Raw genomic sequence first — 25,582 nt, forward strand, 5'->3', positions numbered from 1 at the left:
CGGAGCATCAAGATGCGCTGATGGGGGGATGTTGCTGAATCTCTTCATTAAAAAATTCAGTTCGTTCTTTCATTACAATGGGCTCAGAAGCATTTTGAGGAGAGGTAAAAGAGGAAAAAAATGACTCTCTATGCGATGATACGTTTATCTGTGGCTGAGGAGGACACAGTAAGTTAGCAACATCACTATGCCCCATGATGAGAGCAATATCGCAGGGAGATACTTGAATAGAAGTAGTCCTATACACACAATAGAACATAAAATTTGCCATCGGTCTAAATAGATTAAAAAACCAAGTAGAGCTGCCCTCTGGCATTTCGTTAAAAGAATTCATTACGCATCTAAAGAATGTATTAAGCCATACATCCTTATTTTCGGTGGTCTCTTTAAGTACTTGCTGTATGACAAAGTCATTCATTCTTTTTATGACTTGCTCGTCCTTCATGCAGACTGAAAAATAGATCAGCTCCTTTACGGATTTAACTAAATGCAGATTCAAATTGGCTTTTTGTTTTAGCAGCAATTCCACCACCGGACGATGCCCTAGTTGTGCAGCAATAAAAATAGGAGTTGCTCCTTCTGCTGATGGTCTATCTACATCAACATTGCGACTGATTAGGTCCATAACTATAGCTTCGTGTCCATATTCAGCTGCAATATATAACGGAGTTGCTTCATCAGATAATAACTGGTTCAAATTAACACCATGTTTAGCTAGTTCAGCAACAACTTCTGCATGCCCATATCGAACGGCAAAATATATTGGAGCTACATCACCAAATAATAACTGGTCCAGATCAACACCATGTTTAGCTAGCTCAGCAACAACTGCTGCATGCCCGTATCGGACGGCAAGATATATTGGTTTCACCTCACTCAATGCTGGCTGATCCAGATCAACACCACACTTAGCTAGTTCCGCAAGAACATCTACATGCCCACATTGAGCAGCAGTCAATGCAAGTATTGCGCTATTATCCATGAGTTGCCGTCGTATATCTGCGTTAAAGCTCATTAACTGCTTTAATTTTGGAAGCTCATTATTAGCCACCAAAAGTTGAGCCAAACTTGATAAGCGCAAGCTACCCTCTATTCGTTCTTCAGTTAATAAATACCTTTGTTCCAATTGATTAAATGTATCTCTCAACGTTGTTAACTTAGGATTATTTTGAGTAGTTATACCGCGAGTAGTAAATGCCAAATAATTTTCATCTATTGTCAAGAAAAAAGCCTGGGTAATCAATTGTGGTAATTCAGCAGTGCTTACCGATTTAGGAGGATATTGATTACTGTCCATAAAGAACCATCCTCTACTCTTTGTGTAAGATAAAGCAATACTATGGTCTACGCTCGATAATAAGAAACCAAGAGTTTCATCAGAAGGAATGTCTAAAGCATCAATTATATTAGTTAAGCCATCAAAATAATTTTTTATTTCTTCCTGATGGTAATGATTAGATGATGAGTATACTGTGGCTAACCCGCCAAGCTCGCGTATTTTATTTGAAGAAGCTGATGATGAAAACAAATCAACATTTCCTTGATCCATTCTTTGACCACTGAATAGTGAATACGCCCCAGGTTCTTGAAAAACAGCAAGGCTATCAAAAAATCCCATAAAATCAAAACATACGAAATCTTCTGCGGTTAAATTCTTTCCTTTTTTGGCTTTTGCCAAAGCAAAATCTTTTTTAAGATTCACGCCTCGTGCAAGAATTGCATCCAAGCGTGCTAAAAATAATTGTTCTTCATTAAGCAGGCTGGCTTCAATCCAACGAACTGCCAAACCATGGCAAAGCCCAGCTGTTTCCGCATAGCCTAATTGATTAAATAAATTTACAAGATCAAAATGCAATTGAAGACCAAAAGAAATTCATGGTGGTTATTATTGTAACCTAAAGACTAATAAATAAGCAAATAACACAAGTCCTTATGCGATTTGCATTTAGACCTACAAAATGTACTGCTTGAGAAATAGGCTTAAGTTACACTCAACCGATATAAGCCAATCTGTGAATAAAGAAAAGAGGTAGGAAACTACCTCTTGAGAACTAAGAATTAATGATTCTCACCAGCACAGCCTTTGCAGCCTTTACAACCAGCATCGCCTTTGCAACCGGTGCAGCCTTTGCAATCGTGTTTACCTGCACAGCCTTTACAAGTTTTGCAGCTAGCTGCTGGAGTAGTAGCCTCATCAGCATAAGCAACAGAAAGCACAGGTACAGCTAACACTGTTAACAAGGCAGCTACAGCCATTGTTGTTTTTTTCATAGGATAACTTTCCTTGATGGTTAATGGGTTTTAACTCAAAACTGATATTAGCAAAGAATTTGGGAGTTTTCTTCTCTTTTGTATAAAAATTAGATTCTGGTGATATCTAGGATACTTCTCTTTTAAATGCGCGTAACAAAAATCTATCCAACATTTTTGTACTTAATATCCGTTTTAAAAAAATCATAAAATGTGCAGGAAACGTAACAGGGTATTTTGCACGAGGTCTTTTAGACTCAATTGCATGAATCAACTTATCAATCACTGCCGCGGGTGTTTTGGTAAAAAATGAGTTAGAACCCTTTTGTTTGTGGCTTTCAATAAGTTTGGTATATTGTGTATTAAAATGGCTCTTGTCTAGGTGCAGCGTTGTAAGTGTACTCTCAACACAATTATCGCGAAAACGACTCTCTATAGGCCCTGGTTCTATGGTAATTACGTTGATTCCCGACGATTTAAGCTCCAATCTCAAAGTATCACTTATCCCCTCTACAGCATACTTGGACGCATTATATGCCCCACGAAATGGCATACTTATAATACCAAGGATGGAGCTAATATTAATTATCCGCCCCTGTCCCTGTTGGCGCATTACGGGTATTGCTAAGGCACTAAGCTCCATCAAACCAAAAACATTCGTCTCAAATTGCTGGCGTAATGTCTCACGGGATATATCTTCCAACGCGCCTACCTGTCCATAACCTGCATTATTAATTAAAACATCTAATCGACCACCTGTTTTTGTGAGCACTTCAGCAAAAGCGGTTTTGATTGAATCTGAGTCATTTACATCTAAAAGAACCGTCTCTAAACCTAAAACAATAAGGTGTTGTTGATCTTCTTTTTTCCTACATGAAGCAATTACGTGATATCCTCTTTTCTGTAACGCTTGTACTGCATCTAATCCAATACCACTTGAGCAACCTGTTATTAATATTGTTTTTTTATTCATTATTAAAATCACCTGTGGAAAAATTAATCACTTCATTTTATAGTCTATAATTTCATTGAATAACAAAAAAGGACCTCAATCATGGAACGAGCAAAAACTAAAAACAGTAAAGCTTTATCAATACTTCTTTTTTCTTTTGTACTCTTAATTGGCGGGGCGCTATACAACACGGCTAAGGCCGAATCCTTACCTACATCACCCGTAGCCGGACAACAACTTGCTTATTTTGTAGGCTACCACACCAATGCCCCTGTTTACGTTGGGCCTCGTGTTTATGTTGGCCCCCGTGTTCAACACCACCACAGAAGTGTTCGCTGGACAGGTTGGAGATACGTCGGTCATGGTTGTCGTCAAAATTGCTTAGTAGACCGTTGGACTGGACGTGTTATACGATGCAACCGTACATGTCGCAGATAATAGCTAAATCATACGTGTTCACAAGTAGGCTGGGCGGAAAGCCCAGCATCCATTCTAAGCAAAATAATCAATGACACCCTGTTGCTTAGTCTTATTCTTTACTGGCGTGAACACTACTTCATCCTCTGTCTCGCTCAAATAACCAGCCTCTTCTTGAGATGAGCCTTCGCGCTGTTGGGCAAACTGACTTGCTCCTTCATCAGAACCCACATTAAATTCAGTCAAATTAAGCCCCTGTTCTGCCATCATCATATGTAATCGGGAAACAGACTGATCAATAACATCTCGAGCTTGCTGGCTGTGGCTGATTATATTTACCGATGCTGAATCATTAACCACTTTAATACTTATCTCCAAAGGCCCTAGCTCTTCGGGATGTAATCTAATGGTCGCGTTTTTAACTCCTTGCTGCCCCAACCACATTACATGCTCAGAAAATTGCTTTGACCATTGTGGATCATCAACATCCAATGGAATAGAAAGAGCAGTTGACAGGGAAGTACTGGGTTCTACCTGTTTCGAGCTGACAACCGAATTAAGTTCCAAATTACTAACCACATGGCTTGCTAAAGAGCGATCCACAGCCCCTGAATGTTCTGGTGAATTAACCTCAGTCCCGGATAAAGTAAACTCAGAAATTGCTTGTTTCGTTTTGGATTGAGGTAAATTTTCAATATCAAAATCCAACGATTCAAAATAATTAATATCTTCTTCTTTGGAAGATAAATCACTTTGATTTTTAGAATTCGCTGACATTATAGGCCACGCATCATTTGCTGATATACCACGGTCTGTTGATTGGCCATCAACAACTAAACCCTTACTTGTAACCTCTGGTTTATTTATCTCAAACTCTTTCAAACCTTCTTTATCGATGCCGATTTGGGCTAATTCAGGTTCTAAATTAAGCACACTTAATTGCACTTGCTCATTGGTCCCTTGCCCATGGCTAGTGTCTAGTGGCTCCAATGTAAATAAAGTGGTGGGTATTTCCGTCGTAGAATGCGTTTCCGTTTGAGTTACTTGAGACTCAGGAATAAGATTCTTGGAAAATTCTGTAGCCTGGGCTATGCGCTCTGCTTCCATTACTGAGATAGCGGCGCTAGAATTGTGCTCTACTTGATAATACTCAGAATTAATCCAGGTCACAGCAATATTATCTTCTAAATTATTACCAAACTCTTTGTTCAACGCCTCAGGGCTAAGATCTTGAGTAGACGGGCTTTGTGTAGCCTCTGATTCAATAAAACTGACCGAATGTGACGTTGCGGAGTCTTTTGGAGTTTCTGCAACAAACTCTGGAGTAACTTGCGCTAATAAAAACAGAAAAGTGCTAGGCTCAACTGAATCATCGTCTTGTAACCCATTTTTTTGAGTTGTAGTTATCTGTTCCGGTTCAATACTCTCTTGGCTATTAAGCATAAATAATGAACTTAAAGCTATGTTATTTAACTCCAGCATCCAACACTCCTTCGTTTACTACAAACCATTGTAGCGATATCCCTATTCACTGCAAACGAACTGCAAAGACAATTAAGACCACGTTAATAAATATTACTTGAGCGTAAAACTTTGTAAAGAGATCTATTCGCATTTTAACAGAGATGATACTCTTTTTTTATCAAAAAGATAGGAGGAACTACCGATGACTCATCCCTTATTTAGTCCCACTCCAACTCGCAAACAGGTTGAGCAAAAAATCAGCGATGCGAAACAGCTGCTCCCTCAGAATGCCATGGAAGATGATAACGCCTTCTTTCTGATGTTAGACCAAAGAATCAGTGATTTTACCCTCGCACTTGATTCAAGAAATAACTTATCAAAATCCGATAAAACTGACGTTTTATGGCAATACTATCGATTTGCCAAAACGCTCCATGCTTGTTTAAACAACCCCGCTAAAGCCCAGTATTATACAAATAGTTATTTTAATCAGATCTATTTTCCTGTTGGCGTAGATGAGTACCATACACCCAGTCCCGTGAAATATTACGGTTCGATTGCAGGTACAACAGTAGGTGCCTCATTGATCATGGCATCATTTGCTGCTCTTGTATTTAGCCCATTAATCTCTGCAATTATGCTTCCGATAGGCATTACTATTTTAGCGCCTAGCTTGTTTGCTTTATGCGTACCTGAAATGCTTGATACAACCCAGAAAAAAATTGAAGAGTCGCTTATTTTTGACACAGGAATAAGTATATTACAGGATCAGCTGAATAACGAAGACACTCTGCAAGCCGAGCACAAACATCAACGCATGGCAGTATAAAAAGAACACATCTTGGGTTATAGAAAAACTGTAACCCAAACAAAACTTACTTCGCGGCTTTTAAAGCTCACATTTTCTGTGTTTTCATGAATCAGCCCCATGAAAAATTCTAAAATTTGAGCTATGATTCAACTTTTAATTCCAGGAGTTTTTTTATGAAAGTTGGCCACGACAGTCTATCCACCAAGTGTCAATTGCACGTAGATGGAAAGACCTATAACTACTACAGCTTAAAAGAGGCTGAAAATAAAAATTTAAAAGGGGTTAGCCGCCTTCCCTACTCTCTTAAAGTACTTCTCGAAAACCTATTACGTTTTGAAGACAACAACACTGTAACCACCAAAGACATTGAAGCGATTGCTGCATGGTTAGACAAAAAAACATCACAGCATGAAATTGCCTTCCGACCAGCTCGCGTACTGATGCAAGACTTTACAGGGGTTCCAGCTGTTGTTGACTTAGCTGCCATGCGTGCAGCGATTGTTAAAATGGGGGGTAATCCAGACAAGATTTCTCCTTTATCTCCAGTTGATTTGGTCATTGACCATTCAGTTATGGTTGATAAATTTGGTACGAGTGATTCCTTAACCATTAATACCGAAATTGAAATGGAACGTAACAACGAGCGTTATGAGTTTTTACGTTGGGGGCAAAAAGCATTCAACAACTTCCAAGTTGTTCCTCCTGGAACAGGTATTTGTCATCAGGTAAACCTAGAATATTTAGGCAAGACCGTATGGAGCAGCAGTGATGATGGCCAATTATACGCCTATCCTGATACCTTGGTAGGTACTGACTCTCACACAACAATGATTAATGGCTTGGGTGTTTTAGGCTGGGGTGTTGGTGGTATTGAAGCAGAAGCTGCGATGTTAGGCCAGCCTGTATCTATGCTCATTCCAGAAGTTATTGGCTTCAAGTTACATGGCAAGATGCAAGAAGGAATCACCGCCACCGACTTAGTACTCACAGTAACTCAAATGTTAAGAAAGAAAGGCGTTGTGGGCAAATTTGTTGAATTCTACGGCCCGGGCTTAAGTGATTTACCACTTGCTGATCGCGCAACTATTTCTAACATGGCTCCAGAATATGGCGCTACCTGTGGCTTCTTCCCAGTGGATAAAGAAACCATTCGTTATCTTGAGTTAACAGGTCGTGACGCCCATACAATTGCGCTGGTTGAGGCCTATGCCAAAGCTCAAGGTATGTGGTACGACAAAGACAGTGAAGATCCAGTATTTACTGATACTTTAGAATTGGATTTAGCCTCTATTGAACCTTCTTTAGCGGGTCCAAAACGCCCCCAAGATAAAGTAAATCTACATACATTACCGGTTGAATTTGCTGCTTTCTTAAAAGAAGCAGGTAAAGAGCAAGAAAAAGACAAAGTATTCCCAGTAAAAGGTCATGACTTTGAAATGAAACATGGTAATGTAGTTATTGCTGCAATTACCAGCTGTACCAATACATCAAACCCAAGTGTGCTTATGGCTGCAGGTCTTGTTGCTAAAAAAGCGATTGAAAAAGGCTTACAGCGTAAACCATGGGTTAAATCATCATTAGCCCCTGGCTCTAAAGTGGTTACCGATTACCTGAAACATGCGGGTTTACAATCTTATCTGGATCAATTAGGTTTTAACTTGGTTGGTTATGGTTGTACTACGTGTATCGGTAACTCAGGCCCTCTTCCTGATGCGATTTCCCATTCAATCAGCGATAATGATTTAGTTGTTGCCTCTGTATTATCTGGAAACCGTAACTTCGAAGGGCGTGTGCATCCGCAAGTAAGAACAAACTGGCTAGCGTCACCTCCATTAGTTGTTGCTTATGCGCTTTGCGGTACTACTTGCATTGACTTAGCCCAAGAGCCAATTGGCAAGGATAATGAAGGTAATGATGTATTCCTTAAAGACATATGGCCAACAAATGCAGAAATTGCTACGGAAGTTTCTAAAGTTACTGGTGGCATGTTCCGTAAAGAATATGCGGAAGTATTCCAAGGTGATGCACACTGGCAGGCAATCAAGACCAGCACGGGCAAAACTTACGAATGGGACGCAGACTCAACCTACATTCAACATCCTCCATTCTTCGATAACTTAAAAGCTACTCCAGATCCAATTAAGCCAATTAAACAAGCTTATGTCCTTGCTCTTTTTGGCGACTCCATTACTACAGACCATATTTCTCCTGCGGGTTCAATTAAAGCCAACTCACCTGCGGGCTTATACTTAAAATCTAAAGGGGTTAGTGAGAAAGAGTTCAACTCCTATGGTTCACGTCGTGGTAACCATGAAGTGATGATGCGAGGAACTTTTGCGAATATTCGTATTCGTAATGAAATGACTCCAGGTCAGGAAGGTGGTATCACTCGTTATATTCCTACTGGCGATGTAATGCCAATCTATGATGCAGCGATGCTCTATCAAAAAGGTCATCACGACTTAGTTGTCATTGCGGGTAAGGAGTACGGTACTGGCTCGTCAAGAGACTGGGCTGCGAAAGGTACGAACTTACTTGGTGTTAAAGCGGTAATTACTGAAAGTTTCGAGCGTATTCACCGTTCTAACTTAATTGGTATGGGCGTATTACCTTTGCAGTTTATTCAAGATATGACACGTAAAACGCTTGAGTTAACAGGCGATGAGCGCATCAGTATTGATGCTTCTGATTCATTAACTCCCGGCGCTATGGTTAATGTGACTATAGAGCGAGCTAATGGTAAGAGCGAACAAATTCAAGCATTGTGCCGTATTGATACTGCTGACGAATTGGAATACTACAAAAATGGTGGAATTCTGCAGTACGTATTAAGAAACATCGCGTAAAGGAAAACCTGGTTGCAAGCAACCAGGCTACACCAATTTAATTTTTCAAAATATTATTTCCTATAACCTGGTTGCTTGCAACCAGGTATTCCTACTTAAACCAAGCTGCCCACTTGTAATATCTTTTTTCAATATGACCCTATGTTTTTCCCCGCCGCTTATTGTCTTAGCTACCCCCCGCTGTTATACTGCGCGACTGCTTATTTACTATGAATTCAGATAGGTGCGTGGAGAATTTTTTGCTTTCTTAATCCTTAATTAAAATAGCTTTGTACCCAAGCAACCTAATGATTTATTTGTACGTTAAGGATTAATCATGAGTCAACCAAAAAAGGTTTTGAGCGTTTTTTCCTTGGTAATGATTAACGTAATTGCTGTTGATAGCTTACGTACCTTACCGATTAGTGCCAAACTAGGTTTATCCTTAGTTTCCTATTATGTGATCGCTGCATTTGCCTTTTTTATTCCAGTTGCTCTTGTAGCAGCGGAGCTAGCCACCGCCTATCCCAATACTGGCGGATTATATGTTTGGGTGAGAGAGGCTTTTGGTAAACGAGCGGGGTTTATTACGATTTGGTTACAGTGGATCTACAACGTTGTTTGGTATCCCACCATACTTGCCTTTATTGCTGCTACTCTGTCTTATTTAATTGCCCCTGAGCTTGCAAACAATAAGTTTTATTTATTGGGCACCGTAGTTGGGCTCTTCTGGTTATTCACCTTCTTAAATTGCTTTGGTATGAAAGTATCAAGTATTGTGAGTATTATCGGCGCAACTCTAGGCACAGTCCTTCCCATGTTGGTGATTATTGGATTGGCTCTCATGTGGGCGCTGCAAGGCAAACCAATGGCAGTCGACTATCCTTCGTCATGGTTCCCTAATTTTGAGTCATTGGGTAATCTTTCCTTATTTGCTGCTGTTTTATTTGGCCTAATTGGGATGGAAATGTCCGCCGTGCATGCCGAAGAAGTAAAAAATCCGCAACGCGATTATCCCAGGGCTTTGTTATATTCAACCATTTTAATTATATCTACCCTTTCATTAGGTTCATTAGCTATTGTGGTCGTAGTTCCTAATGATAGCCTAAGTGTTGTATCAGGCCTAATTGATGCTTATGCCGTTTTCTTTAAGTCCTATCACATGCCTTGGATGACCTCAGTAATTGCCGTGTTAATCATTCTTGGCGGTTTAAGTGGTGTTTCTGCCTGGATCATTGGCCCAACGAAGGGTTTGCTTGTTTCCGCGCGCGATGGTTCTTTGCCTGAACGATTTGCCCGAACCAATAAATATGGTGCACCGACTACCATTCTATTTACACAAGCAATCATTGTTACCATCTTGAGTACCGTCTTTATTTTATTAAATTCAATTAATGCAGCCTATTGGATGTTGAGTGATTTAAGCGCCCAAATGGCTTTATTGGTTTATGTCATTATGTTCGCGGCCGCGATTAAACTTAGATATTCAAGACCAGATCAGCCACGTGGATATAAAATACCTGGTGGAAATAAAGCGATGTGGTTTATTTCGGGATTAGGTATTTTGTGTTGCCTCAGCGCAATGCTAGTGGGCTTTGCTCCCCCCTCACAAATTCCAATCGGTGACGTGTTCCTATTTGAATCGTTCTTAGTGGGTGGTTTGATTTTATTCGTCCTAATTCCGTGGTTTTTTGCTAAAAAGCATTGAAAGACGAAGGCTGGGCTGTAAAGCCCAGCACAACTTTTCCTGCTGGGACTTTACGGAACCGCAGCCTCCGGATAAATCCTTTGACTTTACATCCCAAGGTTGATATTACTTTGCTCCTGCGGTGTGTCTACAGCGGGAACTTTAATATCTTGTAGACGTTGTTTGAATGAAGACATCATCGTTTCTTCCTGAGTCGGTCCTGTAAAGAACGAAACAAACTTTTTAATCAATTTAACAAACGGATTATCCGAGTTTTTATGCAATACATCCTGACATTTCTCACTCAATCCATGACTTTTTACATCAGCCAGACGCTCAGAAGGCTCTTTAGAATCAACCTCTAACATTGCTTGCATCTTGGAGATTTCCTCTATTTTCTTGCCTTTAATAAGTACGGAGGTTTCCTTAGTATTAACATAGGCTTTCATCTCATTAAGGCTATCGTGTACCTTAATGATCGAGTCATAATGTGGTACTCGGGCTAAAAAGTCTTGAACTTCTGCATTGCGTCTTTGTAGGTATTGCATCCGTCCCTGCTCAGGAATATTATCTCCTTCAGCGAGAATACTTTGATATTTTTTCAATTGATTGATTTTTTCTTCTCGTCCTGGATTACCTGGTTTTGCACTCTTTATACGCTCTTCCTCTTCAATCACCTGACTTATTATTTTTAAAGATTGATTCAGTAAAGTACATAAATCTTTTGCCTCATGATTCTTAGAACAAACCTGAGCCCAATGTCCTTTAGACTTCTCTGCAATTTGAGCTTCAGTTTTATCATCAACCGCTAAATCCATAATTATTTCAGACTTTTTAGTCATAAAATCAGGACTTATCTGTTGAATAAACGCAGTAGCATAAGGACCTAACTCTCCTTGCATTTGCTCAACCAAGGTAACGTTTAAATGATTATCAAAAAGTTGTCCTTTATAAGCATCACCAACCAAATAATGATTAGCACCTCTTAATACATTCTGCTCTGATGCAGCACTTAACCTACTCAACGCCTTTTCTAATCGCTCAAAAGGCAATAAAGATTCATCAGCTAAACCATCTTGGATTGCAGAAATTACGTGCAGTCGTTTTTCTTTTTCCTGTGGTACCATTGATTCAGTCGTAATTTTTTCTTTTAATTCATTAAGCACATCATAAATATTGATGATTGCATCATAATTTACTGCGGCGGTTATACGTTCTTCTGCATAAGCATTAACCTTATCAACCTTATCTGCTTCCTTGCTCACATCAAGTTGTGTTAGCTGCTCTTTAAGCTCAGTTAATAAAGCCAGTTTTTTTGCTCTGCAAGGATTAGTTTCTGCAAAAGCTTGTTCTTGTTCAATCAAGTTATTTACTGTTTCTAAAGTTTTATTTAACTTAGACAGAGCCCCTTGTAACTCTTTGTTTATCTCAAGCACAAGAGGAACAACGGTACCTACTGAGGAAGCAATCTTCTCTCCCATCTGCTCATTGAATTCAATCCCATTAAGAGCTACTGCTTTTGCTTGCTTATAATCAGGTTGTATCGCCTTAAGAAATGCCCCGGCATAAAAACCAAGGGACTCTCCAGCAGATTTTTTAACGGCCTCCTGCACCTGTTGCTCAAACAACACTGCTTTGAATGATTCTTTTTGCTCGCCAATAATTATTTGAGACGCATCATCAATTCGCTGGGCAATGAGCGCTTCCATATCTTGGGTAATATCAATTCCTGAAACTATTTCAGCTTTTTTCTTATTGAGCTCGGGCAAAATATATTCGAAAAATGCTTTTGCATGAGGACCAATTTGAGCTTCTAATGCACTTTTCAAATTAGCATTGAGATAATTACTAAAGAGCTTATCTTTAAATGCGGCGATTCTTTCAGGGCCAATAACCTCTTGTTGTTCTTTGATCATGCCCTTCAGATGATTAATACGCTCGTCACATAATTTTATTTTTAGCTCTTTTGCATCCTCAAGCCCTTTAATTAATTCCTGCAATTTGGGGGCTATGGCAACGATTTTTTTCCCCTGAGCTTTGAAATCTGAAGGCTCCTGCAGCTCTCTTAAATAAGCATTGAAATTAGACACATTATGCACATTATCTATTTTACTAAGGTAAGGTTGAAGTTCTGCATAATATTGTAAAAACTTTTTCTGATCTGCTTCAGACTCAAAATTTGATTCTCTTACTAAAAGTTGGAAATTTTCAAAAATAGTTGTTGGTTTAAGCACTTCATTTTGTGCAGCAAGAACTTCTCCCAACAAGTCCTGTAACTCCAGCTCATCATAAGCATTATCAATAAAATCTACGGTAAATTTTGGATCAACTTCAGCGAGTAAAGGTTGGACCAAATCATAGGCTCTTGATGCTTTTTCTTGCAATTCTGGAAAATCATTGGTAAGTGCAGAGCTAGGAACGTCACATTCAAGACGAATCTGTGCCAAATCATCAAAAGCATCAATTTGTTCGGCGAACTCATTATAATTTGCACTTGTCAGCTTTCCTCGTGCAACATCGGCAGGACTCGCAGCGTGTATGTCATTTTTTCGTTTTTCTTCTCTAGCTAAACGTTTTTGAGTGTCAGAAAGATCTAAGAGCAATACAAGCCCATCCTGATCTTTTTTAAACTCAGTAGCCACATTGACTATAAGGGACTCATAAAAACGGTCAAAACGTTCCTTAACAACATCCGAATAGGTTCCTGGCTTTAAGCCTAAATGAAACTCAGCACTATCCGCTGCTTCCATAAAAATAGCACCAAATTCAGAACGAATTTCTTTCAGACGCGCCAGAGCTAAATCATGGCTAAGCGCGCCAATTTCTGAAACCTGCATTTGGAACTTAGCAATGGTATTCAATACTTTATTGGCTGTACCAGGTCCAAATGACAAGCCATTTAATCCATCAACAAAACTTTTAACTTGCTTGTTAACCTCTTCTTGCGAAGCTAAAGAAGCTTCATCTACGCCTTTAAGGCGATTAAGAGCTACCGGCAATTGATATAGTTTTTCTGCAATTAATTGCACATATGAGGTTGGCGCGGGCTCAGGACCATATACAGGCCCTTGCTCTTCTTCCACTGGAGCAACAACCGTGGTTTCAGAAGGAACTCTATCTGCTAAACCTCGTTCTACAATTTTTTGCTGATTTTTCCAAGCCTGAATCACATCAATCTGAGATGCGTCATTAGAAGCATTTAAATAGTCCCCACTTTTCGCCATAGGCTCTTTTACATAATCACCTAGAATCGGAATATTTTTTATAGGCTCAAGTAAATCAAGTCCTTCTTGAAGAATCGCTTTTAATCCAGGGTTTCGAGCCGCTTCAATTAAATGGAATTTACTCGTATTAATGTTTTGGAGTAACGCACTAAAAGCTCCCCACAAGTGCCAAGTGCGCGTGAAAATATTCGTAGCATCCGCGGTGTTATTTAATGCTTCAAGCTCCTTCAAACCAACGTGCATATAATGCAATGAGTTAATCAGCTGTTTATACATGACCACGTCTTCACTATCTTTATGAAGATCCTTGTATGGCAAATGTTTTGGGTCCAGATCCAGCTCATCAGTGCCCTCTTTTTTAGGTAACTGCTTCCAGACTTCTGGAGATAAATTATCTCTTAAATAATTTTGGAATTTATCCTGCAAGAAGTTATCCACTGATTGAGAGAGCTTTAATTCACTGAGCATTCCAAACAATGTTTTCTTACCAACCTCCTCTCCTTTAGCAGTAAGTGGCTCAGAAGTGACTTCTTTTGCTTTTTGCACTTGTTCCTTGTCAAGATATGTGTTTCTATCTTGTTTGGCCTTAGTTTCTAATGCTGCTAACTTGCCATCGATTAACGTATCCTGCTGGAGCATATGAGCTAAATATAAAGGAGGATCTTTAGGATCATGAGCCGTTGGCGAATTTAAAATAGCAACTAACTGCTCATTAAGACTCTCATAAGCAGATCCCATTCCAACTAACTGAGGTTGAAACTTTTTATATTGAACACGTAAAAACTCTTTATCTTCTGCAGTTAATGACTTGTACAAAGGCTCATCATTTACGGTATTTCTTGGTGGCTCGCCTTGCTGCGCATATTCTCTTAAATAGTCAAAAAATTGTTTCACCCCATCACGAGCCTGTTCTAACTTTGTGACGTGATTTGCTGCAACAATACCTTGTTTATGATAATGCTCAGCAGATTTACCGTCTTCAAAATGAATGACATAAGGTGCATAAGGTTGTACATCAGCGCTTAACTTCGTCGTCTTCTCATTTGCCACATAAGCAACCTCTTCAGCGTGACTCATGGTGTTATCAATAAGTCTCGTTCTAAAGTTTGCTTGTGCTTTACTTTGCTCAATATGTTCCATCACATCATTTTTACAGGCTAATACTTTAGAGAAATGATTTGAACCATACAGTTGTTTGTATTCAGAACTCCATAATCTGGAGACGATATTAGTTCCTGTAGGCAGTGTTAATGCATCAACAATAAGTTTATCAATACCTGGATGCTGGGCAGCAAAATGAGTTTGAAACTGTTTGTAATCAGCTAAAAGAGCATCTCGCTCAGTTTGAGAAACATTCGCTAAACTCCACTTGCATAAAGCCTGGTGAATACTGTTGTAGGAATTGAGTCGGTCAAAGAAGCGAGTTGCAGCCTCTTTAGCAGTATTATCGTCTGCCTCAAATCGTGCTTCGTTCAATCGAGTAGCTTGATTTGCTTTTCGTTTTTCAACAAATCGCTCATCCATCATAACCTTTAAGCCTTCAATTGGCTTGATTTTTTCACCTACCTCCAACTTGCCCTTATCCCCGGCCAAATAGCGCACCATAGTGCCTAAATTTGAATCCATATACTCAGTGGCGGAATCCAACACCCCTGCTGTTTGCGCAATGGCTTCGACTTGAGTAGCTAATTGAGTATAATAAGTGTTCATTTGCATCAACACCGGATCCGTTAAGGTTCCTGGTTTTAAACTCATTCCTTCCTCAATTTTTTCTAATTCAGCAAGTAATTGAGGCAATAAGTCGTGTTTAATTTCATTCAGTTTATCGGCGGCATCCAAATAAGCTTGTTTTGTTAATGGGGCTGCTGTATTTACCAGATCAGTACTGTGAGCAATTAACTTACGTATGACTCCTATATAACTAGGTAATCCCAAGAGACCACTTTTGGTACTCAATTTTTCAAAGTACTCTTTGGTTTCATTTGCTCGTTGAATCATTGCCTTTTGATAGTCTTCTGGACTGGTAATTGACTTAGTTGCAATACCTGAAGCCCCTGTTGCCACAAGTTTTTGCAAGGCCTCAAAACGACGAGGTAAATCAAAAATAAATGTACTTAAGTTTTCAAGACTTTGCTCTTTGGTATGCTTGGCATGGGGAAGCTGTTGTATTGCTCCAGCAAGAAGCGCACCCGCACTTTCTTCGGGTTTGGATGGAGTAAATTGTCCTAATGCATTAGCCGCAACAGCCATTTTCGGCATTAGATCTTTGATATGGGGAGCCACAATTTCTTGAATATCAGAACTACTGTGGTTAATTAATTCCAGTGCAGCAGCTACTTCATGCACCGCATTATATCCAGCTTTAGCGAGATCTGTATAAATACCTATCTTGTATCTATCTCGTTTAATATCAAGATTTTCAATTCTGGAGATTGCCTTTTCAACATTTTCCAAGGCATTAAGTAGTTTTTTAAGAACAGCAACTTGTGATGGGTCAGTTGAGGAAACCTTAAATGGAGCTTTTTCATCATCCCTTACAAAGTAAGCGGCTAGCTCAGGAGAAAAATACTCACCCTGTGTAATCGCATCAAGAATACTTGTTCTTATATTCTTACAAGTATCCGCAATTTTTAAGTCTTCTTTAAACTGGATGATATATTTTTCAAGGTCTCTATGATTCATAATTGTTACCCAAATAATGAATTAACTATATATATAATAGTCGAAAAAGAGACCAATTTGGCAATAAGGCTCGAGAACTTAGCAAAATCTTAACAATTAATTTTTTTTTTGATAACAATAAAAACCAAGTGAGCAAATTATGAACTACATTCTTGGGGTTGGGCTATTATCGTTAGAATTATCATCGGAATGCCTATCCCCCCCAAACAGCGCAGAATATATAGTCTTAAATATACTAAAAGGGCTACTTGATAGTTCAGGTTCTTTTGTTTCTTGAGGTTGTTGGTTTGTTAAATAAAACTTAAATACTTTTAATTGCTCTTTAAATTCTGTGAATGCTACAAAATCATTTGAAGATAAGGGTAACCCAGCCTCATCTTTACCTTGAGATTTATGAAGATAGGTGAGTAGCGAATCACGATCGTATACTTTTCCTTTCGACGTAATAACGGGGTTTTTAATCAATTCATGGCTTATTGGGCATAAAAACAATGCAGGCTTTTCTGGAAGTATTCCTCCTTGATGGACAATTTTCCTAACTTGCTGAATAAAATCTTCTTTCTTTTTTACATACTCTTCTTTACGTTGCGTAAATTCTTTAATAATCCCTAATAACTCAGGAAAATCCTTAAGATCCTTTGCTTTTAATTCCTTACGCGTTAGGGGATCTTCTTTTTTTGTTGCTAAGCTAGTATGAATAGACGCCTCATCATAAACCTTTCCATCAGGAGTAATAACCGGCTTCTTCATGAAGTCACCGCTAATTGGGCAAAGAAGCATAGATGGTGAGTTTTCAGGGTGAGTTGATTGGGCCTCCTGGACAGCCTCTTGGAGATACGTTGTTTTAGATGACATTTGATTACTCTTAGGCGCAAAAGACATAATGGCATACCTTATACAATAAGCCTTCACCGATATGCAACTATGGTCCTTGTGAACACTTACCAATTAAATTATCGTTAAGTTTAATTTAAGTTTTATTTATTGTCTATTTTTTATCCTCTTCACTATGCAAAAGACAGTTCATTGCATGTTTTGCAATCATATATTCTTCATTCGTAGGAATAACACCAACATAGACCCCACTATTTGGAGTGCTTATCATGAAATGATTACTAAGATTTGCTTCTTCGTCCAGGCGCACACCAAGCCAATGCAAGCGCTCACACACTTTTTTTCTCACTACAGCTGAATTTTCACCAATGCCCGCTGTGAAAATAATCGCGTCACATCCCTGTAATACAGAAAGTAGCTTACCCACTTCCTCAGCCACACGGTAACTAAATAAATCAATCGCTTCAATAGCTCGTGGATCAGGATTAAGCTCTAAATCTTGGATGTCTGAGCTAATTCCAGAAACACCAAGTAACCCAGACTTATAATACAAAAGATCATTTACCTCGTTCACTGTATACATTTTTTCTTGCTGCAAATACAGCAGAACTCCAGGATCAATGGTTCCACAACGAGACCCCATCATCAAGCCATCTAAAGCAGTAAACCCCATGGAGGAGGCCATACTTTTACCCTGATGCATGGCGCAAAGACTTGCACCATTGCCCAAATGCGCGGCAATGACTTTCGAGCCAATCGTCTTGGGTAATACTGAAGCGATGTATTCATAAGAAATCCCATGGAATCCATAACGAACAATTCCTTCCGCAGTCAATTCTCGGGGAATAGCAAATAGAGTTGCCAACTTTTCTTGTGTATGATGAAAGCTCGTATCAAAACACGCAATTTGTGGCAAAGTGGGATACAGTTTACTAATGCTCTTGATGGCTGTCACATTCAGTGGTTGATGTAAAGGGGCCAACGGGGTTAGCGAATCAATTTGAGTGGTAATCTTTTCATTAATTAAACAGGGTTCATGGAACATATTGCCTCCATGCACCACACGATGTCCTACGGCACTTAAAACAAAACGGTGGGGGAGACCGCTAAACCAATCAAATAAGTGTGCTAAGGAGGATTCATATCCAGGAAATGACACTGACTCCTTGATAATTTGCCCATGCTGGGGACTATAAGCAACAAATTGAGGTTTATCAAATATAGCCCCAATCTTACCCTGATAAAGTAATTTTAAATCAGCGCAGGTATACAATGCGAATTTAATGCTGGATGAGCCTGCATTAAGAACCAAAATCGCCTTATCCATGCTATTGAACTCCCTCCGTTTTTCTACGAACATAGAGTAATCCCATAATGCAGGAGGCTTTACGCGATAACTCACCACTACCACGGCTAGTAAGAATAATTGGTACGCGAGCTCCCATGACAATTCCCGCAGCCTCAACTCCAGAAAGGTACGTCATTTGCTTGTAGAGCATATTTCCAGATTCCACATCAGGCACTACCAAAATATCAGCATTTCCCGCAACTGGCGAATAAATTCCTTTCTCTCGTGCAGAATCAATAGAAATAGCATTATCAAATGCTAAAGGTCCATCAAGAACCCCTCCTTTAATTTGGCCGCGTTCAGCCATTTTACATAAGGCGGTGGCATCAAGGGTTGAGGGAATTTTTTCATTAACTGTTTCTACAGCAGAAAGAATAGCCACATTGGGTACCCCAAAACCTAAGGTACTAAATAAATCAATTGCATTTTGTACAATATCACATTTATCTTTTAAATTTGGGAATAAATTAATTGCTGCATCGGTTAAAAAGATTGGCTTCGGATAATTGGGTACATCCATGCAAAAAACATGACTCATACGCCGCGCCGTGCGCAACCCCCCTTTCTTACTTACGATAGAAGTCATCAGCTCCTCAGTATGGAGTTTGCCTTTCATAATAGCTTCAACCAAACATTTTTGCGCCATTTCCACCGCTTTTTCCGCAGCTTCATTACTATGCATTGTGGAAACAATTTCATAATCAGAAATATCTAGATTAGCTTCCTTTGCAGCCTCTAGGATTTTTTGTTTCGGGCCAATTAATATGGGAGTAATCAAACCATCTTGGGCGGCACTAATTGCCCCTGTTAATGAAAGAACATCAACGGGATGCACTACTGCGGTAATTAAAGGTTTATATTGGTTTTTTACTGCAATTAAGTCTTGATACCAGTGGGCCTTTTCCTCTTTAAATTCAACTTCAGGCAGTACCATTCGTTTTCTTTTTATTTTTTCCGTAGGTGCAATAACTTTAGCATAACCGCTAATCACTGTTTTCCCTTGTTGATTTACGCAAAGGCAATCCAGTACCACAATATTTTTATCCGGAATCTTATCAGTAACAATCAACGTTACGGTGATGCTATCACCAATAGCAACTGGCGTTTCGAACTTTAAAGTTTGTTCTAAATAGATGGTTCCAGGTCCTGGTAGCTCCGTCCCTAACACAGTGGATAATAATGATGCGCCCCACATACCATGCCCAACGATTTTATGAAACATGTCCGTTTTAGCATATTCAGCATCAACATGCGCTGGATTCACATCCCCTGACATCACCGCAAAAAGCTCCACATCTTTTTGCGTTAAAGTTCGTTTTAAGGAGGCAGAATCACCAATAACAATCTCTTCAAAAACACGATTTTCAATGTAGGCCATCCTTTTCGTCCTTATATCCTTAATGGGATTCATTTTTAATTAAGTTTGATACATTAACCCTAATTGTCAAGCTGAATAAACCCTACCCCATTTGAGCAGAGTGGGTAATAAAGTGCTACATTTTAATAGAATGTATGGATAAAGGATAAGCTCGATGTATGCAATGATTTTGGAAAAACCCTTACAAAAACTAGTATATAAAGAAGTAGCTAAACCAATCCCTGCCCGAAACCAAGTATTAATTAAAGTGAGTGCCTGTGGGATTTGCCGAACTGATTTGCACGTTGTCGACGGCGAATTAACTAACCCTAAATTACCGCTTATCCCCGGACACCAAATCATAGGAACGATTGAAGACTTAGGCTCAGAGGTCACTGAATTTCAGGTTGGCCAACGAATTGGTGTCCCCTGGCTAGGAGGTAGCTGTGAAACCTGCCAATTTTGTTTAACCGGGCGCGAAAACTTATGTAATCGAGCTCGCTTTACAGGTTACCAAATTGATGGTGGATTTGCAGAATACTGTGTTGCCAACCATCGCTTTTGTTTTCCTATACCTGAAGGCTACTCAGATTATCAAGCGGCACCATTATTTTGCGCGGGATTAATTGGTTACCGAGCTCTGTTAAAAACAGCACAAGCTGAGCATTTAGGGTTATATGGTTTTGGCGCGGCCGCACACATACTTATTCAGGTTGCATGCAAACAAGGGAGAACTGTTTATGCATTTACCAGCCCAGGAGATTATGCGGCCCAAGAATTCGCCTATCAATTAGGTGCCAATTGGGCCGGAGACTCAAATCAAACGCCCCCTCATCTTCTTGATGCCGCAATTATTTTTGCACCTGTTGGCGCCCTAGTTCCTATTGCCTTAAGCCACACAATTAAAGGTGGAATTGTGGTCTGTGCAGGAATTCACATGAGTGACATTCCTAGCTTTCCCTATGATATTCTCTGGGGAGAGCGCACCTTATGCTCTATTGCCAATCTAACTCGCAGCGACGGCAAAGAATTTTTATCTTTAGCGCCGACCATTCCTATAAAAACGGAAGTTCATACCTATCCCTTGATAAAAACTAATGAGGCACTTGATGATTTGCGCCACGGACGCTTTACCGGTGCAGCAGTGATAACTATGGGGCAGGTTTAGCCATTACTGACTGTAGCTGAGCTGTTAAGCCCAGCCTGCGTCTTGATAACTTCTTAAGTGATATTATTAATTATAAACAACCTAGCCCTGGGTTATTATTGATTCATCATAATGCCACCAACTACTACAGCAGCACTAACTGTTGCAGTGAGTATTGTTCCTTTGTTATTCCATAAGGTATTGAAAAATGAATACCCTGAGTTTTGGAGTGTCGCTTGATGCTCCACGTGTCCTTCGCTTGCCACTTCTTTTTGTTTCTTTAACTGACCACTAAGAAATGGACATTGAGTAAAAATTTGGGTTGAAAGGCGGTCTTTAACAACCCCTTGAGCAATTGGAGAAACTACCGCCCTTTCTATAGATTCAGAAGCAATTTCTAACTCTTGGGCCAAATGTGGATTTAAGGCAGTAATTAGCGGCTCTAATCCAGCATTAATACCTCTAGAATGTTCTGATTGAGCACTAGTTAATGGGGATTTTTGTAACATACTGCCCGTAATATGCAAAACCTTTAGCGTAGCGCTTAATTCACGCAATTCATCTTGGGTCATACTCTCTAGAACTTCTTGGGTACTAACACCTGGTTTTGCAAACAGAGCCAAGGCACTCTGTAACTTATCAAAGCCTAAACCTTGACGTAATACTTGGACTAATTTATTACAATACTCAAATTGTACACCACAGACCGGTTTGTTATCTGATATAGGCAACATTGAGGCTTCATAGACTAATAGGCCTAATAAATTCCCACCTTTTACCGGACCAAGACATTTTAAGAGAAGCTGCTCTAAAATATTTTCTGCCTCATTCCCTAGAAATGCTTGTGGTAATAATTGCTCAAGAAGCATTTGCTCAGCAACCAGTTCAGCAGTAGATAAAATAGCAGCAACATGTCCCCCTGATGAAAATGAAGGGGCAACTAAGATGCCATTAACTTTCGCATCAGTAAGTTCTTTTGCTGGAGAAATAATTGGAGCATCATCATATTCTCTGAAAATAGGTTGCCCATTGCTGTCTTTTAAATCAAACGCATAAGCGATGCCTTTTAAGTTATTTATAGTCACCTCAAATGGATTCGTAAAACGCAAAGGCAATACAGTCCGTTTACTTTTAGCCTGACTGACCCTCAATGGCTGTACCATTTCGGCTTGAAGAGCTCCAGTGAGAAAATCATCAATAACCGAAGGATCTTTTTTCATTAACTCATCGACACGTTTACTCATGGCCAAAAGGGAGCCATCAAGTAAAGGACGCGGATCAAAGTTATATTTTTGCAAATAATCAAAAATAACATACATCGCATTAAAAGCTTGATTTTGCATGAAAAGCCCCAAGCCATTAGTATTCTTTAAATATCCGGATTGCAGGATCTGCTGTTGTGTTTTGCGCTTTTCATAAAATCCACCCTCAGCAATTGCTGAAACACGAATGATCTCTTCAGTAATCCCCTGAGGCAAGATTTCTCCTGTCTCTGCATGTATTATCCACCCTAAAGGCGCATAATCAGTATTAGCTAAGCCAATAGCTAAACCATTTTCTTCGTGAGTATATTTCTTCTCATCATCCAGGCAAAACGATAATTTACTAATATCGCCGGTAATAGCTGATAATCCTTGCTCATCAAAAACATTCTTAAAAGGCATTCCTGATGTAGCCAATCGCTGATCTAAAAAAGCCCGATCTTTACTATTCATTCCAGGAGGGCAAGCCAAATAAATAAATCCCTGTTTTTTTAATTCATATTTCATGGCACGCCCCACATTCCATATAGGTGCATGCAAAATATCCCAGAGACCTTGTTCTCCATAAACATGAGCTTTGTTTACATGAAGCAGGGGCTGAGCTCGTTCGTTTAATACTTTGGAGCGCCCTAAAGGTTGATGGCTTAAAAACTCCAGTATATTTTCGGTCGATTGAGCATCCTCTTTAAAGAAAACCGCTGAATCATCCCCGCCTTTCGCGGGGCGTTCAATGGGGTTTTCTGCATAATTAAGGCGGGTCACTTGTTGTAATAATCCGCCACGCTGTCCTTGACCTAAATGGAAACGAATCAACAGGGCGCCAATATTTTTAAATCGTTCGGTAAATGCCTCAAGTGGAGTTAAACTTGAATCATCTGCATTATAGGAGTTATTTACAAATGATGAGTCGATAAATCGTGCACCTTGATAAGACAAGGTTACGCCATCATAATTATTCTTACCTTCTAGCATCTGCTCATAAATCGTTGGCATAGTTCACTCACTCTAACTTAAGTCATTAACCCATGTTTTTTATATTTCTAAAGAACACAAAAGGAAACAAATAAATTCGGATTGCATTATATCTGAGCAATATTAAGGGAAAATTAAATACCCTCTTGCTCTTAGACAAATGATTTGGGATTATTTACAATCTAATAAGTAAAAAGGATTTTTATGTTTCAACAAGCGATTGTACGTACACCGGCAGCTAGCTTAATTCATGGATTAACATCCGCCACTCACCTAGGTCAGCCCAATTACGCAAAAGCATTAGAGCAGCATCAAAATTACATTGCTGCGCTTATTCGTTGTGGTCTTGAAGTCACTGTCTTACCAGCCTTAGAAAAATTTCCTGATTCCTGTTTTGTTGAAGACCCAGCCTTACTCACAGAAAAGGTGGCTATTCTCACTTGTCCGGGAGCTCCATCTCGTCAAGGTGAAGTTGCGTTCATTGAACCAGCAATCCAAGCATTTTATAAAGAAAGAATACGACAAATAGAAATGCCTGGAACCGTTGAGGGTGGCGATGTTTTACGCATCAATGATCATTTTTACATCGGCTTATCAAAACGTACCAATGCCGATGGTGCGCGCCAACTAAGTACGATTTTAACCCAATATGGCTACAGCAGTTCCGTTATTGAACTTAAGCATTTCTTGCATTTAAAAACAGGAATTTCTTATCTTGGTAACAATCAAATATTGGTAAATGGTGAATTAATTAGTCACCCCGAACTTAGTCCCTACGAACAAATCATCGTTGCCGATAATGAAGCCTATGCAGCGAATTGCATCCGCGTCAATGATACAGTCATCATGGCAGCTGGTTTTGATTTTTCTATTAAGACGGTACAAAGTCATGGGTTTAATGTCATTATTCTTGATATGAGTGAATTTCAAAAAATTGATGGTGGCTTAAGCTGTCTCTCCTTGAGATTTTGATGGCTAAGTCACCGCTCACTGTACTGAGTTTAACGCTAATTACGGTAGGCTCGGTAGACAGTATCCGCAATCTTCCTGTCGCAGCCCTGGTAGGGCCTGACTTATTCCTATATTTTGTTTTAGCCTTCCTGTTCTTTTTATTTCCCTGTGCCCTTATCGCCTGCTGGTTTGTAAAACAATCACCTGAAGGAATTTACGGCTGGATAAAAACCAGTCTTGGTCAACAGACCGGTTTTCTAGCGATTTGGTTTCAATGGATGCAAAACCTTCTTATTTACCCTACTTTTTTTAGTTTTATTGCCGGAGCATTTCTTTACTGTATTGATCCACAACTAACCCAACAAAAAAGCATTCTCTTTATTATCATTAATGGCCTTATTTGGGGCTTAACTTACTTCAATATCAGAGGCATTAATCTATCGCATCGCATAACTATTTTATGCACTTTATGCGGTTTATTAATCCCGTTTGTACTTATCTTGGTTATTGGCGTTTTATGGCTTATAATGCACCCACAATCAATTCATCTCAGCACTCCCGCGCATCAAGAAACATGGACCTCATTAACGGCCATTATCCTATCGTTCTGTGGCATTGAAATTGCAGCGGTACATGCCCATGACAGTAAACCCGGAGTTTTTACAAAGGCCATCATGCTTTCCGTACTAATTATCTTTGCAACAATGCTTTTTGGCTCATTAACTTTAGCTATGCTTCTCTCGCCACAACAACTTAACTTTATCAGTGGCATTCCAGAATTATTTAAGCTGTTTTTTACTCAAATTCATCTTGAAAAAATTACCATCCTTATCAATGGACTTATTGTCATTGGGTGTATTGGCTGCGCAAATAGCTGGTTAAACTCCCCTTTAAAAGGGCTTTTATTTGCAAGCAAAGACATCACTAAAGCAGAACCAACTAAAACGAAAGTAACCCAGCTGTTGTGCATACAAGCCTTTGGCGTTTCATTGATTAGCACCCTATTCCTAATGCTTCCTTCGATTAACGCCTCTTATTGGATTATGATTACTCTGGCAACTCAAATGTATTTGCTCATGTATGTGCTCATGTTTATTGGGGCAATCCGCTTATCCTGGAAACAAAAATCATTGCACCGATGGGGTATTTTACTTACATCGCTAATGGGGTTAATTGGTATTGGAATTGTATTCACCGTGAGCTTCGCTCAACCACCCTCATTCAAACAGAACTCTCAGCTGCTCTATAGCCTATTGCTTGGTCTAAGCCTGCTTCTAATGGCCGGAACCTCTCTCTTGGGAAAAAATCTGCTTTATTATTCTCAGCTACCTTATTTAAAAAACTGGCGCTGGAAGAAAGCGCCAGAAAATTCGTTGTTCTAATGATCATTAAAGTGAGA

The 25,582-nt window shown here is 39.5% G+C and carries 16 protein-coding genes; 7 read left to right on the forward strand and 9 right to left on the reverse strand.

What is annotated here, in order from left to right:
• Window positions 1-7: 7 nt before the first annotated feature.
• The 3 genes from E1P08_RS02015 to E1P08_RS02025 all read right to left on the reverse strand — a co-directional run bounded on the left by E1P08_RS02015 (window position 8) and on the right by E1P08_RS02025 (window position 3,223).
• Window positions 8-1,855, reverse strand: a complete 1,848-nt coding sequence (locus E1P08_RS02015) for an ankyrin repeat domain-containing protein (RefSeq protein ID WP_133135344.1) — start codon at window positions 1,853-1,855, stop codon at window positions 8-10.
• A 203-nt stretch (window positions 1,856-2,058) separates the two neighbouring features.
• Complete coding sequence (locus E1P08_RS02020) at window positions 2,059-2,271, reverse strand: hypothetical protein (RefSeq protein ID WP_133135345.1); 213 nt, start codon at window positions 2,269-2,271, stop codon at window positions 2,059-2,061.
• Between the two features lie 106 nt (window positions 2,272-2,377).
• A complete protein-coding gene (locus tag E1P08_RS02025; protein ID WP_133135346.1) occupies window positions 2,378-3,223 on the reverse strand; it encodes an SDR family NAD(P)-dependent oxidoreductase in 846 nt (281 codons plus the stop codon).
• An 81-nt stretch (window positions 3,224-3,304) separates the two neighbouring features.
• Here E1P08_RS02025 and E1P08_RS02030 point away from each other — a divergent pair, with 81 nt between their 5' ends.
• A complete protein-coding gene (locus E1P08_RS02030) occupies window positions 3,305-3,640 on the forward strand; it encodes a hypothetical protein (protein ID WP_133135347.1) in 336 nt (111 codons plus the stop codon).
• Between the two features lie 54 nt (window positions 3,641-3,694).
• Here the strand turns inward: E1P08_RS02030 and E1P08_RS02035 are convergent, their stop codons facing one another.
• Window positions 3,695-5,101 carry a flagellar hook-length control protein FliK gene (locus E1P08_RS02035; RefSeq protein WP_133135348.1) on the reverse strand — a complete coding sequence of 469 codons (1,407 nt, stop codon included), beginning with the start codon at window positions 5,099-5,101 and terminating at the stop codon, window positions 3,695-3,697.
• Window positions 5,102-5,285: 184 nt separating this feature from the next.
• Between E1P08_RS02035 and E1P08_RS02040 the strand changes: the two genes are divergently transcribed.
• The 3 genes from E1P08_RS02040 to E1P08_RS02050 all read left to right on the forward strand — a co-directional run bounded on the left by E1P08_RS02040 (window position 5,286) and on the right by E1P08_RS02050 (window position 10,427).
• Entirely contained in the window at window positions 5,286-5,912 is a 627-nt protein-coding gene (locus E1P08_RS02040; protein ID WP_133135349.1) for a lpg1689 family Dot/Icm T4SS effector, read from the forward strand.
• A gap of 155 nt (window positions 5,913-6,067) precedes the next feature.
• The gene (gene acnA, locus E1P08_RS02045) at window positions 6,068-8,740 is read left to right on the forward strand and encodes an aconitate hydratase AcnA (protein WP_133135350.1); all 2,673 of its coding nucleotides are present in this window, start codon (window positions 6,068-6,070) and stop codon (window positions 8,738-8,740) included.
• A 316-nt stretch (window positions 8,741-9,056) separates the two neighbouring features.
• Window positions 9,057-10,427: an amino acid permease gene (locus tag E1P08_RS02050; RefSeq protein ID WP_133135351.1), complete on the forward strand. Its 1,371-nt coding sequence runs from the start codon at window positions 9,057-9,059 to the stop codon at window positions 10,425-10,427.
• 86 nt (window positions 10,428-10,513) lie between these two features.
• Here the strand turns inward: E1P08_RS02050 and E1P08_RS02055 are convergent, their stop codons facing one another.
• The 4 genes from E1P08_RS02055 to E1P08_RS02070 form a co-directional block, all read right to left on the reverse strand.
• Window positions 10,514-16,312: a hypothetical protein gene (locus tag E1P08_RS02055; RefSeq protein ID WP_133135352.1), complete on the reverse strand. Its 5,799-nt coding sequence runs from the start codon at window positions 16,310-16,312 to the stop codon at window positions 10,514-10,516.
• A 144-nt stretch (window positions 16,313-16,456) separates the two neighbouring features.
• The gene (locus E1P08_RS02060; protein WP_133135353.1) at window positions 16,457-17,194 is read right to left on the reverse strand and encodes a U-box domain-containing protein; all 738 of its coding nucleotides are present in this window, start codon (window positions 17,192-17,194) and stop codon (window positions 16,457-16,459) included.
• Between the two features lie 106 nt (window positions 17,195-17,300).
• Entirely contained in the window at window positions 17,301-18,473 is a 1,173-nt protein-coding gene (locus tag E1P08_RS02065; protein ID WP_133135354.1) for an acetate/propionate family kinase, read from the reverse strand.
• 1 nt (window position 18,474) lies between these two features.
• Window positions 18,475-19,872 (reverse strand): bifunctional enoyl-CoA hydratase/phosphate acetyltransferase, encoded by a 1,398-nt coding sequence (locus tag E1P08_RS02070; protein WP_133135355.1) that lies wholly within the window; start codon window positions 19,870-19,872, stop codon window positions 18,475-18,477.
• Window positions 19,873-20,026: 154 nt separating this feature from the next.
• Between E1P08_RS02070 and E1P08_RS02075 the strand changes: the two genes are divergently transcribed.
• A complete protein-coding gene (locus E1P08_RS02075) occupies window positions 20,027-21,019 on the forward strand; it encodes a zinc-dependent alcohol dehydrogenase family protein (protein WP_133135356.1) in 993 nt (330 codons plus the stop codon).
• A gap of 95 nt (window positions 21,020-21,114) precedes the next feature.
• On the opposite strand, the gene ceg17 is transcribed toward E1P08_RS02075, so the two are convergent.
• A complete protein-coding gene (ceg17, locus tag E1P08_RS02080; RefSeq protein ID WP_133135357.1) occupies window positions 21,115-23,253 on the reverse strand; it encodes a Dot/Icm T4SS effector Ceg17 in 2,139 nt (712 codons plus the stop codon).
• A gap of 183 nt (window positions 23,254-23,436) precedes the next feature.
• Here ceg17 and E1P08_RS02085 point away from each other — a divergent pair, with 183 nt between their 5' ends.
• On the forward strand, window positions 23,437-24,204 hold the full coding sequence (locus E1P08_RS02085; protein ID WP_133135358.1) for a dimethylarginine dimethylaminohydrolase family protein: 768 nt from the start codon (window positions 23,437-23,439) through the stop codon (window positions 24,202-24,204).
• The gene (locus tag E1P08_RS02090) at window positions 24,204-25,565 is read left to right on the forward strand and encodes an APC family permease (RefSeq protein ID WP_165485063.1); all 1,362 of its coding nucleotides are present in this window, start codon (window positions 24,204-24,206) and stop codon (window positions 25,563-25,565) included. Before E1P08_RS02085 ends, E1P08_RS02090 begins: the two co-directional genes overlap by 1 nt.
• Window positions 25,566-25,582 lie beyond the last annotated feature (17 nt).

Source organism: Legionella rowbothamii (assembly GCF_900639985.1).
GTDB lineage: Bacteria > Pseudomonadota > Gammaproteobacteria > Legionellales > Legionellaceae > Legionella > Legionella rowbothamii.

Bases quoted from the DNA above. Each gene is read 5' to 3' on its own strand.
- E1P08_RS02020 (WP_133135345.1), bottom strand. From the start codon at position 2,271: ATGAAAAAAACAACAATGGCTGTAGCTGCCTTGTTAACAGTGTTAGCT.
- E1P08_RS02025 (WP_133135346.1), bottom strand. From the start codon at position 3,223: ATGAATAAAAAAACAATATTAATAACAGGTTGCTCAAGTGGTATTGGA.
- E1P08_RS02030 (WP_133135347.1), top strand. From the start codon at position 3,305: ATGGAACGAGCAAAAACTAAAAACAGTAAAGCTTTATCAATACTTCTT.
- E1P08_RS02035 (WP_133135348.1), bottom strand. From the start codon at position 5,101: ATGCTGGAGTTAAATAACATAGCTTTAAGTTCATTATTTATGCTTAAT.
- E1P08_RS02040 (WP_133135349.1), top strand. From the start codon at position 5,286: ATGACTCATCCCTTATTTAGTCCCACTCCAACTCGCAAACAGGTTGAG.
- acnA (WP_133135350.1), top strand. From the start codon at position 6,068: ATGAAAGTTGGCCACGACAGTCTATCCACCAAGTGTCAATTGCACGTA.
- E1P08_RS02050 (WP_133135351.1), top strand. From the start codon at position 9,057: ATGAGTCAACCAAAAAAGGTTTTGAGCGTTTTTTCCTTGGTAATGATT.
- E1P08_RS02055 (WP_133135352.1), bottom strand. From the start codon at position 16,312: ATGAATCATAGAGACCTTGAAAAATATATCATCCAGTTTAAAGAAGAC.
- E1P08_RS02060 (WP_133135353.1), bottom strand. From the start codon at position 17,194: ATGTCTTTTGCGCCTAAGAGTAATCAAATGTCATCTAAAACAACGTAT.
- E1P08_RS02065 (WP_133135354.1), bottom strand. From the start codon at position 18,473: ATGGATAAGGCGATTTTGGTTCTTAATGCAGGCTCATCCAGCATTAAA.
- E1P08_RS02070 (WP_133135355.1), bottom strand. From the start codon at position 19,872: ATGGCCTACATTGAAAATCGTGTTTTTGAAGAGATTGTTATTGGTGAT.
- E1P08_RS02075 (WP_133135356.1), top strand. From the start codon at position 20,027: ATGTATGCAATGATTTTGGAAAAACCCTTACAAAAACTAGTATATAAA.
- ceg17 (WP_133135357.1), bottom strand. From the start codon at position 23,253: ATGCCAACGATTTATGAGCAGATGCTAGAAGGTAAGAATAATTATGAT.
- E1P08_RS02085 (WP_133135358.1), top strand. From the start codon at position 23,437: ATGTTTCAACAAGCGATTGTACGTACACCGGCAGCTAGCTTAATTCAT.
- E1P08_RS02090 (WP_165485063.1), top strand. From the start codon at position 24,204: ATGGCTAAGTCACCGCTCACTGTACTGAGTTTAACGCTAATTACGGTA.